The 14,584-nt window shown below is 69.8% G+C and carries 14 protein-coding genes and 1 tRNA gene; 10 read left to right on the forward strand and 5 right to left on the reverse strand.

The window, feature by feature from the left end; genetic code table 11:
• Positions 1 to 159: 159 nt before the first annotated feature.
• The 4 genes from topA to ABEA62_RS09830 are packed head-to-tail and all read left to right on the forward strand — an operon-like array spanning position 160 to position 4,347.
• Positions 160 to 2,838, forward strand: a complete 2,679-nt coding sequence (topA, locus tag ABEA62_RS09815) for a type I DNA topoisomerase (RefSeq protein WP_286214187.1) — start codon at positions 160 to 162, stop codon at positions 2,836 to 2,838.
• 32 nt (positions 2,839 to 2,870) lie between these two features.
• Complete coding sequence (locus ABEA62_RS09820) at positions 2,871 to 3,047, forward strand: hypothetical protein (RefSeq protein WP_286214186.1); 177 nt, start codon at positions 2,871 to 2,873, stop codon at positions 3,045 to 3,047.
• A gap of 28 nt (positions 3,048 to 3,075) precedes the next feature.
• Positions 3,076 to 3,300 (forward strand): hypothetical protein, encoded by a 225-nt coding sequence (locus ABEA62_RS09825; protein WP_286214185.1) that lies wholly within the window; start codon positions 3,076 to 3,078, stop codon positions 3,298 to 3,300.
• A 51-nt stretch (positions 3,301 to 3,351) separates the two neighbouring features.
• Complete coding sequence (locus tag ABEA62_RS09830) at positions 3,352 to 4,347, forward strand: Gfo/Idh/MocA family protein (protein WP_286214184.1); 996 nt, start codon at positions 3,352 to 3,354, stop codon at positions 4,345 to 4,347.
• Positions 4,348 to 4,420: 73 nt separating this feature from the next.
• Here the strand turns inward: ABEA62_RS09830 and ABEA62_RS09835 are convergent, their stop codons facing one another.
• Positions 4,421 to 5,131: a hypothetical protein gene (locus ABEA62_RS09835; RefSeq protein ID WP_286214183.1), complete on the reverse strand. Its 711-nt coding sequence runs from the start codon at positions 5,129 to 5,131 to the stop codon at positions 4,421 to 4,423.
• Positions 5,132 to 5,280: 149 nt separating this feature from the next.
• Between ABEA62_RS09835 and tmk the strand changes: the two genes are divergently transcribed.
• From tmk to ABEA62_RS09855, 4 genes are all read left to right on the forward strand, one after another.
• Positions 5,281 to 5,937 carry a dTMP kinase gene (gene tmk / locus ABEA62_RS09840; RefSeq protein WP_345379877.1) on the forward strand — a complete coding sequence of 219 codons (657 nt, stop codon included), beginning with the start codon at positions 5,281 to 5,283 and terminating at the stop codon, positions 5,935 to 5,937.
• The gene (locus ABEA62_RS09845) at positions 5,934 to 7,088 is read left to right on the forward strand and encodes a DNA polymerase III subunit delta' (RefSeq protein ID WP_345379915.1); all 1,155 of its coding nucleotides are present in this window, start codon (positions 5,934 to 5,936) and stop codon (positions 7,086 to 7,088) included. Before tmk ends, ABEA62_RS09845 begins: the two co-directional genes overlap by 4 nt.
• A 9-nt stretch (positions 7,089 to 7,097) precedes the next feature.
• Positions 7,098 to 8,636 (forward strand): alpha/beta hydrolase, encoded by a 1,539-nt coding sequence (locus tag ABEA62_RS09850; protein ID WP_286214182.1) that lies wholly within the window; start codon positions 7,098 to 7,100, stop codon positions 8,634 to 8,636.
• Positions 8,637 to 8,695: 59 nt separating this feature from the next.
• Positions 8,696 to 8,768 (forward strand) — tRNA-Thr (locus ABEA62_RS09855).
• A gap of 1 nt (position 8,769) precedes the next feature.
• On the opposite strand, the gene ABEA62_RS09860 is transcribed toward ABEA62_RS09855, so the two are convergent.
• Genes ABEA62_RS09860 through ABEA62_RS09870 form a run of 3 tightly spaced genes read right to left on the reverse strand, consistent with a single transcriptional unit; the run spans position 8,770 to position 9,778 of the window.
• The gene (locus tag ABEA62_RS09860; protein ID WP_286214181.1) at positions 8,770 to 8,958 is read right to left on the reverse strand and encodes a hypothetical protein; all 189 of its coding nucleotides are present in this window, start codon (positions 8,956 to 8,958) and stop codon (positions 8,770 to 8,772) included.
• A 37-nt stretch (positions 8,959 to 8,995) separates the two neighbouring features.
• Positions 8,996 to 9,169, reverse strand: coding sequence for a DUF389 domain-containing protein (locus ABEA62_RS09865; protein ID WP_345379880.1), 174 nt, complete (start codon positions 9,167 to 9,169; stop codon positions 8,996 to 8,998).
• Between the two features lie 3 nt (positions 9,170 to 9,172).
• On the reverse strand, positions 9,173 to 9,778 hold the full coding sequence (locus ABEA62_RS09870; protein WP_286214179.1) for a hypothetical protein: 606 nt from the start codon (positions 9,776 to 9,778) through the stop codon (positions 9,173 to 9,175).
• A gap of 140 nt (positions 9,779 to 9,918) precedes the next feature.
• On the opposite strand from ABEA62_RS09870, the gene ABEA62_RS09875 reads away from it, so the two are divergent.
• Both ABEA62_RS09875 and ABEA62_RS09880 read left to right on the forward strand, forming a co-directional pair.
• Entirely contained in the window at positions 9,919 to 10,992 is a 1,074-nt protein-coding gene (locus tag ABEA62_RS09875; protein ID WP_286214178.1) for a glycoside hydrolase family 43 protein, read from the forward strand.
• A gap of 205 nt (positions 10,993 to 11,197) precedes the next feature.
• Entirely contained in the window at positions 11,198 to 11,989 is a 792-nt protein-coding gene (locus ABEA62_RS09880; RefSeq protein WP_286214177.1) for a L,D-transpeptidase, read from the forward strand.
• A 91-nt stretch (positions 11,990 to 12,080) separates the two neighbouring features.
• Here the strand turns inward: ABEA62_RS09880 and ABEA62_RS09885 are convergent, their stop codons facing one another.
• Positions 12,081 to 14,318 carry a hypothetical protein gene (locus ABEA62_RS09885; RefSeq protein ID WP_286214176.1) on the reverse strand — a complete coding sequence of 746 codons (2,238 nt, stop codon included), beginning with the start codon at positions 14,316 to 14,318 and terminating at the stop codon, positions 12,081 to 12,083.
• Positions 14,319 to 14,584: the final 266 nt, after the last annotated feature.

Below are 14,584 nucleotides of genomic sequence, written 5' to 3' on the forward strand. Positions count from 1 at the left end.
GACGATGCGGGGGTCATGGCCGCCCGCACGGGCACCGTTGTCCCCAGGTCCCGGTGGACGCGTCGTGCCCCCTATGTATATTGAGTGCGTCTCAGGCCGCCACAGGCGCCGGGGCGCGAGTCCCACGGCCGTCCGGTACGGCCCCAGAGAGAAGGTTTCATGGCCCGCAAGCTCGTGATCGTCGAGTCGCCCACCAAGTCGCGCACGATCGGCGGCTACCTGGGCGACGATTACGACGTCGTGTCCTCGGTGGGTCATATCAGGGATCTCGCGGAGCGATCCGAGCTGCCCGCGGAGCTCAAGAAGTCCGACATCGGCAAGTTTGCGATCGACATCGACGGCGGCTTTCAGCCGTACTACGTCGTCAACGCGGACAAGAAGAAGATCGTCGCGGACATCAAGAAGCGCCTCAAGGAGGCCGACGAGCTCTACCTCGCGACTGATGAGGACCGCGAGGGCGAGGCCATCGCGTGGCACCTGCTGGACGTGCTGAAGCCCAAGGTTCCCGTGAAGCGGCTGGCGTTCCACGAGATCACCCGCGAGGGGATCGCGAGGGCACTCGAGCACCCCCGCGAGGTCGACATGGAGCTGGTCGAGGCGCAGGAGGCGCGCCGCTTGCTCGACCGCCTGTACGGCTACGAGGTCTCGCCCGTGCTGTGGCGCAAGATCCAGTCGGGGCTGTCCGCCGGCCGCGTGCAGTCCGTGACGCTGCGGCTCGTGGTCGACCGTGAGCGCGAGCGCATGGCCTTCCAGTCCGCCGAGTACTGGGACCTGCGCGGCACCTTCGTCGCCACCGAGGGCAAGGACGCGGGTCGCTCGTTCGACGCGCGGCTGACCACGGTCGACGGCAAGCGCGTCGCGACCGGCAAGGACTTCGACGACCGCGGCGTGCTGACCAACGACCGTGTGGTGCACGTGCACGCGGCGCTCGCGGGCGCGCTCGCCGCGGGTCTGGCCGACGCCGCCTTCACGGTCGCGGGCGTGGACTCGCGGCCCTACAAGCGCCGCCCCGCCGCTCCGTTCATCACGTCGACCCTGATCCAGGAGTCGAGCCGCAAGCTGCGCCTGGGCGCGCGGCAGGCGATGGGTGTGGCGCAGGCGCTGTACCAAAAGGGCTACATCACCTACATGCGTTCGGACTCTCCCGTGCTGTCGGGTGAGGCCGTGCGCGCCGCGCGGTCGCAGGCCGCCGAGCTCTACGGCTCGGACTCGGTCGCGGCGAGCCCGCGCATCTACGCGACGCAGGACTCGAACGCGCAGGAGGCTCACGAGGCCATCCGTCCCGCGGGCGACCGCTTCCGCACCCCGGACTCGGTGCGCGCGGAGCTCACGGGCGACGAGTTCCGCATGTACGAGATGATCTGGAAGCGCACGCTCGCGTCGCAGATGGCCGACGCCACGGGCACCACCTCGACGGTGCGCATCGGCGCCACCACCGCCGCGCACCATGCGGTCGAGTTCTCCGCGTCAGGCACGATCCTCACTAGCCCCGGCTTCATGGCGCTGTATGAGGAGTCGCGCGACAAGGCACGCTACGAGGAGGACGAGCAGAAGGTCGAGAAGGAGTCGCGACTGCCGGTGCTCGCGGAGGGCCAGAAGGTCGACGCCTCGGGCGTCGAGCCGCTGACCCACGCGACCACGCCGCCGCCGCGGTTCACGCAGGGCTCGATGATCAAGGAGCTCGAGGACCGCAAGCTGGGCCGACCGTCCACGTATGCCCAGATGGTCGACACGATCATCGACAAGGGATACGTGCGCGTCGAGAAGCAGGCGCTCATCCCCACGTGGCTCGCCTTCGCGATGATCCGCCTGCTCGAGGAGCACTTCGCGTGGCTCATCGACTACGCCTTCACCGCGGACATGGAGGAGGACCTCGACAAGATCGCCTCCGGCCAGCTGTCGCGCCTCGACTGGCTCACCGCGTTCTACTTCGGTTCCGGGGCCTCGGACGACGACGGCCGTGCGCAGGGGCTCAAGCGCCTGGTCGAGGACCTGGGCGACATCGATGCCCGCGCCAACTCGACGTTCGAGATCGGCGACGGCATCGCGCTGCGGGTGGGCAAGTACGGCCCGTACCTGGAGCGCGAGGTCGACGGCGAAAAGCAGACCGCATCCGTTCCGGACGAGCTCGCTCCCGACGAGCTCACCGTGGCGAAGGCCGAGGAGCTGCTCGCGAACCAGGGCGGCGACGAGCGCGTGCTGGGCACGCACCCGGTCAGTGGGCTCGAGATCGTGGCCAAGGCGGGCCGCTTCGGTCCGTACGTGACCGAGGTGCTTCCCGAGGACGCGAAGGGCCGGCCCAAGACGGCGAGCCTGTTCGCCTCGATGTCGATCGACACCGTCACGCTCGAGGATGCGCTGCGGCTCATGAGCCTTCCGCGCGTGGTGGGCACGGACCCGGCCACCGGCGAGGAGATCACCGCGCAGAACGGCCGCTTTGGTCCGTACCTCAAGAAGGGCACGGACTCGCGCACCATCGCGAGCGAGCAGCAGCTGCTCGACATCACGCTCGAGGAGGCGCTCGCAATCTACGCCGAGCCCAAGCGCGGGCGCGGCCGGGCCGCGACGCCGCCGCTCAAGGAGTTCGGCGACGACCCGACGTCGGGCAAGCCGATCGTCGCGAAGTCCGGGCGCTTTGGCGACTACCTCACGGACGGCACCACCAACGTGACGATTCCGCGTGGCGAGACGCTCGACGCGATCACACCCGAGCGCGCGATCGAGCTGCTCGCGGAGAAGCGTGCCAAGGGACCGGCGAAGAAGCCCGCGAGGCGTGCCGGAGCCGCGGCCAAGTCGGGCACGAAGTCCGCCTCGACGTCGCGGGCGCGCAAGAAGTGACGTCGCGTCCCGAGTCGTGGCGGGAGGTGCCGGTGGCGTCCCTGCTGCTGACGCTGCTGGGCATCGCGGTGGGCCTCGGCCTGATCTTCGTGGGCGCTGGCATGGAGCCCATCACGATGCTCGGCGTCGAGGTGCGGCCCGCGGTGCCGCTGCTGCTCGTGTACCTCGCGGGCATGCTGGTGGGGCGGTTCGGCAACACTCGGCGATAGGGTGGCCGAGGTCGAGAGGAGACCCGCCATGACCGACAAGAACCCTCCCGCAGGCGCGACGTCCGTGAATCTGCGCTGGCTCGGGTACCTGGGGCTCGCGCTGGGCCTGGGGGCCGTGGTGCTCACGGTCGACTCGGGCTCGGTGAGCGTCGCAGGGCTGGGCCTCGACGTGGCCGTTCCGATCATCGCGGCCGTGGCCTTCCTGGGTGGGCTGCTCGGCGGCCGCTACGGGCCGACCAAGGGCGACCTGTAGCGGCAGAGCTCGTGTCGGGACCACCCCGCGCCACCTCGCTAGGCTGACCCCATGAGTGCACCGCTGCCCATGTCCGCGCCTGCTGTCCGCTGGGGAATCCTCGGCGCAGGAGGCATCGCCCACAAGCTGGCCGAGGCCGTCACCGAGTACACCGCGTCGACCGTCGTCGCCGTCGGCTCGCGTGACCTCGCCAAGGCGCAGCACTTCGCCGACGAGTTCGGCATCCCGACCGCGCACGGCTCCTATGAGGAGCTGGTGGGCGACCCCGAGGTCGACGTGATCTACGTCGCGACCCCGCACAGCCACCACCACGAGCACGCGTTGCTCGCGATCGAGGCGGGAAAGCACGTCCTGTGCGAGAAGGCCTTCACGCAGAACGCCGCGCAGGCACGCGAGGTGGTCGCCGCGGCGCGCGCCAAGGGCGTCTTCCTCATGGAGGCCATGTGGACGCGCCACCTGCCTCACATGTACGCGATCCGCGAGCTCATCGCGCGCGGCGAGATCGGCGACATCGTGTCCGTCCAGGCCGACCACGGCCAGGCTCTCACTCACGTCGAGCGCATGTTCCGTGCGGACCTTGCCGGCGGCGCGCTGCTCGACCTGGGCGTGTACCCGATCGCCTTCGCTCACGACATCCTGGGTGTCCCCGATCGCATCACGGCCGCCGGCCGCCTCCGCGACACGGGAGTCGACGGTCAGATCGGCATGGTGTTTGACTACGCGACCGCGCAGGCCTCCCTCACCACCACGATGGAGGCGCGCACGCCGTGCACCGCGCACATCGCGGGCACTGAGGGTCGCATCGAGATCGACGACACCTTCTACACGCCCACGTCCTTCACCGTGACGCGTCACGACGGCACCTCGTGGTTCTACGACGGTGACGTGCCCAACGGGTTCCAGTTCGAGGCCGCCGAGGTCGCGCGCCGCATCCACGCCGGCGACACCGAGAGCGCGCTGCTCACGCTCGACCAGTCGCTCGAGATCATGGAGATCATGGATGAGGTGAGGTCCCAGATCGGCCTCGTCTACCCCAACGAGTCCTAGCGGGTCGGAAGCCCCCAGACACAGCGAGGGCCGCATCCCGTCGGGATGCGGCCCTCGCTGCGAGACGGCTGGATCAGCCGGTGAACGTCGGCTCGGCGACGACCGGCTCGGCCACCGGGGCCTCCTCGACCTCGTCGTCCACGTCCGTGGTGGGCTCCTCCTCGACGAGAGAGAAGACGAACGAGCTCACACCGTCCATGTCCAGCGCGGGCGCCTCCGAGTCGCACCACGCGGCCTCCTCCTCGGCGGCAGGCGAGATGGTGCCGGTGGGCGATGGGGAGGGCTCGGGCTCCTCGTCCTCGAGGACCAGTCCGCAGGTCGACCAGTACGCGTCGAAGATGCCGCCCTCGATGCCGTACCACTCGAGCAGCGACTCGCCCTCGAACAGCGTGTCCTCGGTGACCTCGGCCTCGAGGTTGTTGAGGACAGTGCCGCCGTAGAGCTCGACGGCCAGGTAGGCCTCCTGGAAGTCGCAGTAGTCCTCGCCGCCGGTGAAGGTGATGGTCATCGCGGTGAGGTCGATGTCGACCTCGGCGTCGCCGCACCACCCGGAGGGGTTGGCGATCTCGTCATCACCGGTGAGTTCGGGGCCGTCGCCAACGAGCACGTCGAGTGCCTCGAACTCCATCGGGCCGCCGTCGCTGTAGTCGGGAAGGTCGATCGCGACGTAGATGTTCGCGTAGGTGGGCTCGTCCTCGGCGGCGCCTGCGGCGGTCGCGGTGGCGAGAAGCGCCGCGGTCGCGGCAGCCGCGCTGGCGGCGGTCAGGAAGGTGCGCTTGTGCACGATGGATCCCCCTCGGATCAGGTGATAACCCTGGTGATCCCTCGCATCCGCGCGAGGGCAGGCTGGCTTGAGACGAGCGCAACGGGTGCCACGGGGGAAGGATGGAGGGCGGCCTCTCGAGGTCGGAGGCGAACGGTAGATTCGTGCCCATGGCAAACGCTGGCTTCTGGGTGGTCTTCGAGGGCGCCGATGGCGTGGGCAAGACCACGCAGATCGACCTTCTCGCGGGGTACCTTCGCGGTCCCGCGGGTGGTGGCCGCGACGTGCTGACCACGCGCGAACCAGGGGGGACGCCTCTCGGGGTCGAGTTGCGCCAGGCCATCATGCACGGCGACCACGTCGCGCCGCGCGCGGAGGCGCTGCTGTACGCTGCGGACCGCGCGCACCACATCGCGACGCTCGTGCGCCCGGCGCTCGAGGCCGGAGCGGTGGTGGTGCAGGATCGCTACCTCGACTCCTCCGTGGTCTACCAGGGAGGCGCGCGCGGGCTGGGAGACGAGGTCGAGCGGATCTCGATGTGGGCCACCGAGGGCCTGCTGCCCGACCTCACGATCGTGCTCGACATGGCGCCGGACGCCGCGCGCGTGAGCCGCGACCTCGACCGCGTCGAGCGCGAGACCATCGCCAAGGCGGCGCAGATGCGCGCGGGCTTCCTCGCGCGCGCGGACCTCGACCCGGGACGCTACGCGGTGGTCGACGCCGCGCGGTCGATTGACACGGTGCACGGGTCGGTGGTGGCCGCGGTGCTCGAGCGACTTCCTGGTCTCGCTGCTGGCATGGGGATCGAACCGTGGGGTACGCCGTGAGCGTGTGGGACGAGGTCGTGGGCCAGGAGCGCCAGGTGGAACCCTTGCGCGCCGCGGTGGCGGATCCCGTCGCAATGACCCACGCGTGGCTCATCACGGGTCCGCCCGGCTCGGGACGCTCGTATGCCGCGCGCGCGTTCGCCGCCGCGCTGCAGTGCCCCCAGGGGGGGTGCGGGACGTGCCGCGAATGCGTGACGGCGCTGTCGGGCGCGCACGCCGACGTCACCCTGGTCGCCACCGAGAAGGTCACGATCTCGATCCAGGAGGTGCGCGACCTCATCTCTCAGGCGGCATCCTCGCCCAGCCAGGGCCGCTGGCGCGTGATGGTGGTCGAGGATGCCGACCGCATGACGGAGCGCACCTCGAACGTTCTCCTCAAGTCGATCGAAGAGCCCCCTCCGCGCACCGTGTGGCTGCTGTGTGCCCCGAGCCCGCAGGACGTCGCGGTCACCATTCGCAGTCGCTGCAGGATCATTGGGCTGACCACGCCGGAGCCCGAGGACGTCGCGCGGCTGTTGGCGTCGCGCGACGGCATTGAGCCTGGTCTGGCGCTCGAGTGCGCGCTCGCGGCGCAGAGCCACATCGGGGTGGCGCGTCGCCTCGCCCGGGATCCCGAGGCCCGCGCGCGCCGCGACCAGGTGCTCGCGCTCGCAACCGAGATTCGGGGCGTGGGCGACGCGATCTTTGCGGCCGCGGACCTCGTGGAGGTCGCCGAGGCGGATGCGAAGGCGGCCACCGAGGAGCGCGACGGGGCGGAGCGGGCGGAACTGCTCGCGATGTTGGGCGTCGAGGACGGCACCCGCATGCCTCCCGCGCTGCGCGCTCAGCTGCGCCAGCTCGAGGAGGACCAGAAGCGGCGCGCGACCCGCCACAAGCGCGATGTGCTCGACCGCGCGATCACGGACCTCATGTCGCTGTACCGCGACGTGGCCGTGGTGCAGACCGGGGCCACGGTGCGGCTGGTCAACGTCACGCACGAGGGTCACGTGCGTGACCTCGCGGCACGCACGACTCTCGCCGACACCATGAGGTGCCTCGACGCCCTCGGCACCGCGAGGGAGCGGCTCGCGGGCAATGTCGCGCCGCTGCTCGCGCTCGAGGCGATGGCCCTCGACCTGCGTCCGCACGGGCCGGTCGGTGGCACTCGTTAGGGTGGCGACATGAACCGCCGCCTCGCCGCGACCATCGCCGTCCTCACGGCATCGTTCCTCCTGGCCGCCTGCACTCCGGAACGCACTCAACTCATCCCCGAGGAGTCCGCGGTGACCGCGGCGCCCACCGGGGAGGCAATCGCTCCGGAGGACTCGCCCGTGTACCAGCAGGAGGTCGAGTGGAGCCGATGCGGCGAGCTTGAGTGCGCGACGCTGCAGGTGCCCGTCGACTGGACCGACCCGGCCGGTCCGACGGTGGACCTCGCGATCAACCGTCACGGCGCGACCGATCCTGACGCGCGGCTCGGCTCGCTGCTGATCAACCCCGGTGGCCCGGGAGGCAGCGGTCTCGACCTCACCGAGAGCTTCGTGGTGAGCGCGGGCGAGGACCTGCTGGCGGCCTACGACGTGATCGGCTTCGACCCGCGCGGAGTGGGGGCCTCCACGCCGATCGCATGCGGCGACGCCGAGCAGATCGACGAGTTCTTCCTCACGGACCTCACCCTCGACACCCAGGAGCAGATCGACGCGGCGGTGGCGTCCACCACGGCCTTCGCCGAGCGCTGCCGCGAACTCAGCGGACCGCTGGTCGAGAACGTCGACACGTCCTCCGCCGCGCGCGACATGGACGTCATTCGCGCGGTGCTGGGCGACGACCAGCTCCACTACCTGGGGTACTCCTACGGGACGCAGTTGGGTGCGGTCTATGCGGAGCTCTTCCCCGCGAACGTGGGCCGCATGGTGCTCGACGGCGCGGTGGACTTCCTCCTGCCGGCGGTGGAGCAGGCGGCCGGTCAGGCGCGCGGCTTCGAGGGCGCGCTCATGAACTTCATCGACTGGTGCCGCGGCGAGGAGGGCTGCCCGCTCGACCCCAACCCCGAGCGTGCGGCGGCGCAGGTGCGTGACATCGCGCTCACCGCGCGCGACGAGGGCTACGAGTCGCTCGACGGCAGCCCGGTCAACGGCAACGTCATGGTCTACGGGATGGTCGTGACGATGTACGACCAGAACTCGTGGGTCTACCTCCAGGCCGGGCTCGACGAGGTCATCAACGAGGGCACGGCGGATATCTTCTTCCAACTTGCGGGCTTCTACCTCGACAAGGACCCCGCGACGGGCGAGTACCTGTCCAACTCACAGTGGGCCTTCACGTCGATCGGCTGCCTCGATGCGGTGGGCGACGAGCCCACGACGGTCGCCTCGCTCGACCAGATGAGGGCCGCGCTCGACGAGGCGTCGCCGACGTTCGGTTGGTGGTTCGCGTCCTCGGTGGGCTGCGACGGCTGGCCGTGGGAGGCCAAGGAGCCGGTGACGGCGCTCGAGGCGGCAGATGCGGCCGCGCCCCTCCTGGTGATCGGCACCACGAACGATCCCGCGACGCCCGTCGAGTGGGCCGAGTCCCTCAGCGAGCAGCTCGCGAGCTCCGAGCTGCTGATCTTCGACGGCGAGGGACACACCGCGTACGGGCGCTCGAACCAGTGCGTGATCGACGCCGTCGACGGCTACCTCGTGGACGGACAGATGCCGGTTTCGGGAACGCGGTGCTGAGGCGCTAGTATGTCTACCCGTGCCCCTCGCGGGGCGCGACCGCGGTCCTCGGACCGCACGCCGCCTTAGCTCAGTCGGCAGAGCGATTCACTCGTAATGAATAGGTCGTGGGTTCGATTCCCACAGGCGGCTCTCACCGAAGCCCCTGGTATCCGTTGAGATGCCGGGGGCTTTGCCGTATCAGCGCCTCGCGGCTCGCAGCGCCGTCGCCGTCGCCGTCGCCGTCGAACTCGAACACCCACCGCTCGTAGCAGTCGTGGTCGCCCGTCCGCATGGTCTCGCCCCACAGCGCGTCGCCCGCTCCGGTCACGGTGACCTGCACCTCGCCACTGTCGACGGTGAGCGTCGTGAGAACCAGGTCAGCGTCGTCGCCTCACCACTCCGGCGCGGCGCTGCCAGCCGTTCACGATCGCTCCCGCGAGGCCCATGAGGGGCGTCATGAGCGGGGGGACCGGTATCGCCCCGATCACGACCGCGGTCGAGTCGCCCAGCACCGCGAAGGTTGCGATCGCGACGGACAGCACGAGCATCACCCACTACGTCCCGAGCTTGGTGAGGCGGCCGGGGTTCTCGAAGTAGAGGCCCTCCGCCTGAGCGGCGCGCTCCCGGCGCCCGATGTCCGAGCCCACGACCCAGTCCCACAGCACGTCGGGGATCGAGGCGGTGGCGGGGTCGAGCGCGCCGTCGCCCTTGCCCATGGTTTCCCGGTCACGACGCATGCTCCACGCGACGAGCACGGCCCCGACGAGCAACGACCCCGCCGCGGCGGTGACGATCGCGGCATCCGTGAGCGAGGCGGGCACCACCACGGCGAGTACCCCGACCATGATCGCGATCGAGCCGCCGGCGAGCGCGGGAATCGGGTCCCGCTCGCGGCGCTTCGATACGGCCGTGATCATCGCGATCGCGCCGCGCAGCTCCGTGGAGAGGCCCAGCGCCTCGACGGCCGCGACCGGGCTCAGCCGCGTCGCCCCGGCGAGAGCGACCAGCGCGAGCGGAACCGCGAGCACCACCGCGACCAGCCCGCGGAGTGCGCCCGTGTTCGCGAGCGCGCGGACCAGGCCGCGGACCTGGTCGCGCAGGGGTGGGTTGGCCGAGACGATGCTGGAGTCCGGCGGTCTTTGGTCCTCGGTCTCGCTCATGGCGACCCCCTCTGTCCCCGGTGGGGTGAATCGTGCGGCCGGGCATCGAACTGAGGGCGGTGATGGGCTACCATCGTGGCCAGACGCTCATTTACAACGATGAAGAAGCGGCGCGAAGGCGCCGGCAAGGAGGCCAGCCCGTGTCCATCGATGCCGCCGCACGTGCAATCGGTCAGCCGAACCCGCGGCCGAGCACACATCCGATCCAGAACCCGATCCCCAACCCGATCCCCAACCCGATCGTCCTGCAGCGCGCCGATCCCTGCGTGCTGCGCCACGAGGGCCACTACTACTTCACGGGCTCCCACCCGCTGTACGACCGCATCGTCCTGCGGAAGGCCGAGCGCCTCGAGGACCTGCAGGACGCACCCGAGGTCGCGGTGTGGACGCGCCACGACTCGGGGCCGCAGTCGGGGCTGATCTGGGCGCCAGAACTCCATCGCGTCAACGACGCCTGGTACCTCTACTACGCGGCGTCGCCCGACGGCGCCCCCTCGGCGGACCGGCCCGGCGCGGCCGAGACCTTCAATCACCGCAACTACGTGCTCGAGTGCACGGACCCCGACCCGATGACGGGGAGCTGGGTCGAGCGCGGGCAGATCGACACGGGGTGGGAGTCGTTCGCGCTGGACGCGACATCGTTCGTGGTGGGCGGCGTCCAGTACCTCGTGTGGGCCCAGCAGGACCTTGCCATCCCGGGCAACTCGAACCTCTACATTGCGCGCATGGAGAACCCGTGGACGCTCGCGAGCGAGGCGGTGTTGCTGTCGCGCCCCGAGTTCGAGTGGGAGACCCGCGTGTTCGCGGTCAACGAGGGGCCGAGCGTGCTCGTCCGCGACGGACGGCTGTACCTCACGTACTCGGCCTCGGGCACCGGCATCGAGTACGCGATGGGTCTACTGACCGCCGACGTCGACGCGGACCTTCTCGACCCCGCGTCGTGGGTCAAGAGCCCGGTACCGGTCTTTGTCTCGGAGCCGGACGTGGGGATCTACGGACCGGGACACAACTCCTTTACTCAGACGCCCGATGGCGAGACGGTGCTCGTCTTCCACGCGCGCACCTACACCGAGATCGTGGGTGACCCCCTGTGGGAGCCCAACCGTCACGCGTGCGCGCAGGTGCTGCCGTTCGACGAGTCCGGCGACCCGCAGTGGGGCCGGCCGCTCCCGCTGACGCGGCCCGTCCCCACCTCGATCGACGTGCTCCCGTAGTTCCGGCACCCCCGCCCCCCACCCGCCCAGAGCCACCCACCCCCCACCCACCCACCCCTGCACGCCATGGGACGCTCATGGTCGAATCCGGGAGGTCTCCGCCTTCCATGGGACGCTCATGGTCGGCGACCTCGTGCCGAGGCCCCTTCCGCGCTCGCCCGCGGCCACGTACGCTAGGGCAGTCCTAGGGTCTGAGGGAGGTCCGATGCGTCGCATCGTGGTGGTGTCCGTGCTGGCGGGCGCCGCGGTCGCGGTGGCGGGCTGTTCGCCCACCCCGGATCCCGAGCCGTCGGCGAACATCCCCACCGCCGCATCGTTCCCCGACCGTTCCGCGACCCCCGCGCCCAGCGCGTCCGCGTCCGAGGTTGCCGACCCGAACGTGTCGTACGTCGCGCGCACCGAGGAGTCGGAGATCACCGTGCTCACCGAGCCGGGCGGCGGCGAGGAGATGACGGTCCGCGCGCAGGATGTGCTCACGGTGCCGGACCAGACCCCGTTCGTTTTCCTGGTCAAGGAGGTCCGCGGCGACTGGGTCGAGCTCTACCTGCCGGTGCGCCCCAATGGGACCACGGGATGGGTTGAGGCTGACTCCGTGACGCTCAGCGCGACCACCAAGCGCATCGAGGTGTCGCTCGACGACTACCGCCTCACGGTCTTCGACGGCGACGAGGAGATCCTCACCACAGAGATCGGGCTGGGGCAGGACGAGCTGCCGACGCCCGGCGGCGTCTACTACATCCGCGAGCTGCTGCAGCCGCCGGATCCGACGGGCACCTACGGCCCGTACGCGTATGGGCTGTCGGGCTATTCGCCGGTGCTCGACGAGTTCGCGGGCGGCGACGCGGTCATCGGCGTGCACGGCACGAATGATCCGACGTCGTTCGGCCGCTCCGTATCGCACGGCTGCATCCGCATCCCCAACGACGTCATCACGCAGCTGGTCGAGGAGATCGGAATCCCGCTCGGGACGCCCGTCTTCGTCGACGAGCGCGCGTAGGGCTTTCGCCGCACACGCAAAGCGGACCCGGTGGGCGCTCGACCTGCTGAGGTTGGTCGGAGCTGCCCACCGGGTCCGGTGGCGCCGGTGATCAGCCGGCGTATTGGGCCTCGGCCACCACCGGGGTGGCGGGAGGCGCACCTAGGACCTCGACGATCTCCTTGGGCGGCGCCGAGTTGCAGTTCGGGGTCGCCGGCGGGTAGTTGACCGTGAAGGTCGTCGAGGGGTTGACCTCGATGAGCACCGTGGTGTCGGCGGCGCGGGTCCAACCGAAGTTGCCGTCACCCACGCTCACCCACTCCTCGGTGGCCTCGTTGTACTCCCAGCCTGGCCAGCCATCGGCCTTGCCGTTCGCACCCAGGCTCGCGCCGGGCCACAGGATCCGGCCGGAGCCGATCGGCACGGTGGCCGACCAGTTCTGTGCGGGATCGGTCGGGTGGACGAACGTGATCGTCGCGGTGCCGTCATCCGTCGACAGGTCGTCGGGGTCGTTCAGGACCACGTCGTAGTCGAGGAACGGCGCATCGGCGGAGCAGTACTCCGTGACGATCGTGCCGTCGAGAGTGACCTCGCCTGGCAGGACCCCACCGCAGCCCTCGGTGAGCTGCGACGCGATCGTGTAGGTGACGTCGAGCTCGCTCGAGCCACCGGGGAAAACGTGGCCGGGCTCGGCGACGAAGGTCACCGTGTGCTCGCCAGGGGTGCTCGGCAGCGACTCGGGTGCGATCGCGTTGGTCGTGAGCACGGTGCCCACGGAGCCGTCCGCGTCACAGCTGGCGGGCTTCACGGAGACCGAGGCCGCCGCGTCGACACACGGCTCGTTCGAGTCGGTGTCCTCCCACACCATCGTCGACTCGCCGCCGGGGAACACGTACCCCTCGGCCGCGGTGGCGACGACGGCAAGCTTGCCCTCATAGCCGTAGGCGGCATAGGAGTAGTGCTCGGTGTCCTCCGGGAGCGTCCAGTACGCGTTGTCGAAGCCGCACGCGTCCGTCCAGGTGGGAGCGTCGGGCGTGTCGAGGACGCAGGGCTCGTTGGAGTCCTTGTCCTTCCACGTCATGACGGTCTCGCCGTTGGGGAACACGTAGCCGTCCTGGGCCGTCGCGGTGACGACCAGGTAGCCGTGCCACGTCGACTGGGTGTACGTGACGTGCTCGGTGTCGTCCGGCAGCGTCCAGTACGCGTTGTCGAAGCCGCACTGATCCGTCCACAGCGGGGCCGCGGGCGTCGTCGCGCAGTGCTCGAGGCGCTCGTCGTCGGTCATGTCGCGGTCGCGGGTCTCGGTGGTGGTCGAGCTCGATCCCACCCACTCCCATGCCTCGGCATCCCACGTGTACGTGGTCGTGGTGACCTCGCGGGTCTCCGTCACCGCCTGCGCCTCGCAGCTCGTCGACTCGACGCCCCACTCGGTGCGCTCGACCTTGTCCTTGGGCTGCTCGGGCGGCGGGCAGTACTCCACGCGCTCGCCGGCGGTCATGTCGCGGTCACGCGTCTCGGTCGTGGTCGTGGGGGCGGCGGCCACCCACTCCCACTCCTGGGCGTCCCACGTGTACGTGGTGGTGGTGACCTCGCGGGTCTCCGTCACGGACTGAGCGTCACAGTCATAGTCGGAGACGGACCACTCGGTGCGCTCGACCTTGTCCTGCGGCTGCTCGGGGATGTCGGGCTGTCCGCAGACGAGCCCCTCCTGCCAGTGGTAGTTGGTGCCGTTCACTTGGACCCAGTCGACCGAGTAATACCCCGTCGCGGCGATGTTCACCGTCACGACCTGGCCGTCGGTCGCGCCGACGTTCGGGTGATAGTTCTGGGTCTGCTGCGAGCCGCCCGGCAGTGCGGTCCACTTGATGTTGACGTCGATCGAGTCGATGCCCTGCGGATACGTGATGGTGACGGCCTCGCACGTGACCTCGTAGTCCACGGGCACGTCGCCCTTGCACACGATCCAGTGCGAGACGGCCGCCTGCTGTCCGCCCGCGTTGAGCGGCGGCTTGTAGGAGGTGCCGGCGTTGGGGAACATGTAGACCTTGTTCCCCGCCCCGTCCTCGCCAGCGGAGCCGCCCTTGACGATCAGGGCGACGTAGCCGGTGCCCTCCCAGTTCGGGTCGAAGGGCGACAGCGAGACCGCCATGCCGTTGTCGACCACGCGGCCGTGGCTGTCCTTGTAGCAGGACACATTCCCGCCCCCGATGTCGTTCGAAATCACCGTCTCCCAATACTCCGGGCTGTTGGTGTTGTCCGTCCCGCCGCCGCCGTTGGCGCTCGCGGGTGTCGCTCCAATGATCACAAGCGCGCCAAGCAGCGCCGTGATCATGAGTTCCCTCAGTCTCATGATTCCCTCCCAGCCGCGGGAGTTCGAAGGCACCCTCAGCGATGCCCTAGCCCCTCAGCTGTCGCCATGCTCGTGGGGCGCCGGAGGGGCGTCAACGACGCCAGAGGTGCCATGTCACCTCATGTGACTCGGAGATACGGGCGTGAAGGATGTGACGCAAGGGATTGCGTTATCGGCGTTCCGCGTCGGTGGCACGGCTGCCGCCCGAACATCTCGCGGAGGGACGATGCGCGGGTCGCCGCACCCGACCAGAAGTGGATACTTCA

This window comes from Demequina sediminis (assembly GCF_039545075.1).
In the GTDB taxonomy this organism is placed as follows: domain Bacteria; phylum Actinomycetota; class Actinomycetes; order Actinomycetales; family Demequinaceae; genus Demequina; species Demequina sediminis.

Excerpts from the sequence above, each read along its gene's own strand:
- topA (WP_286214187.1), top strand. The coding sequence starts at position 160 with ATGGCCCGCAAGCTCGTGATCGTCGAGTCGCCCACCAAGTCGCGCACG.
- ABEA62_RS09825 (WP_286214185.1), top strand. The coding sequence starts at position 3,076 with ATGACCGACAAGAACCCTCCCGCAGGCGCGACGTCCGTGAATCTGCGC.
- ABEA62_RS09830 (WP_286214184.1), top strand. The coding sequence starts at position 3,352 with ATGAGTGCACCGCTGCCCATGTCCGCGCCTGCTGTCCGCTGGGGAATC.
- tmk (WP_345379877.1), top strand. The coding sequence starts at position 5,281 with ATGGCAAACGCTGGCTTCTGGGTGGTCTTCGAGGGCGCCGATGGCGTG.
- ABEA62_RS09850 (WP_286214182.1), top strand. The coding sequence starts at position 7,098 with ATGAACCGCCGCCTCGCCGCGACCATCGCCGTCCTCACGGCATCGTTC.
- ABEA62_RS09870 (WP_286214179.1), bottom strand. The coding sequence starts at position 9,778 with ATGAGCGAGACCGAGGACCAAAGACCGCCGGACTCCAGCATCGTCTCG.
- ABEA62_RS09880 (WP_286214177.1), top strand. The coding sequence starts at position 11,198 with ATGCGTCGCATCGTGGTGGTGTCCGTGCTGGCGGGCGCCGCGGTCGCG.
- ABEA62_RS09885 (WP_286214176.1), bottom strand. The coding sequence starts at position 14,318 with ATGAGACTGAGGGAACTCATGATCACGGCGCTGCTTGGCGCGCTTGTG.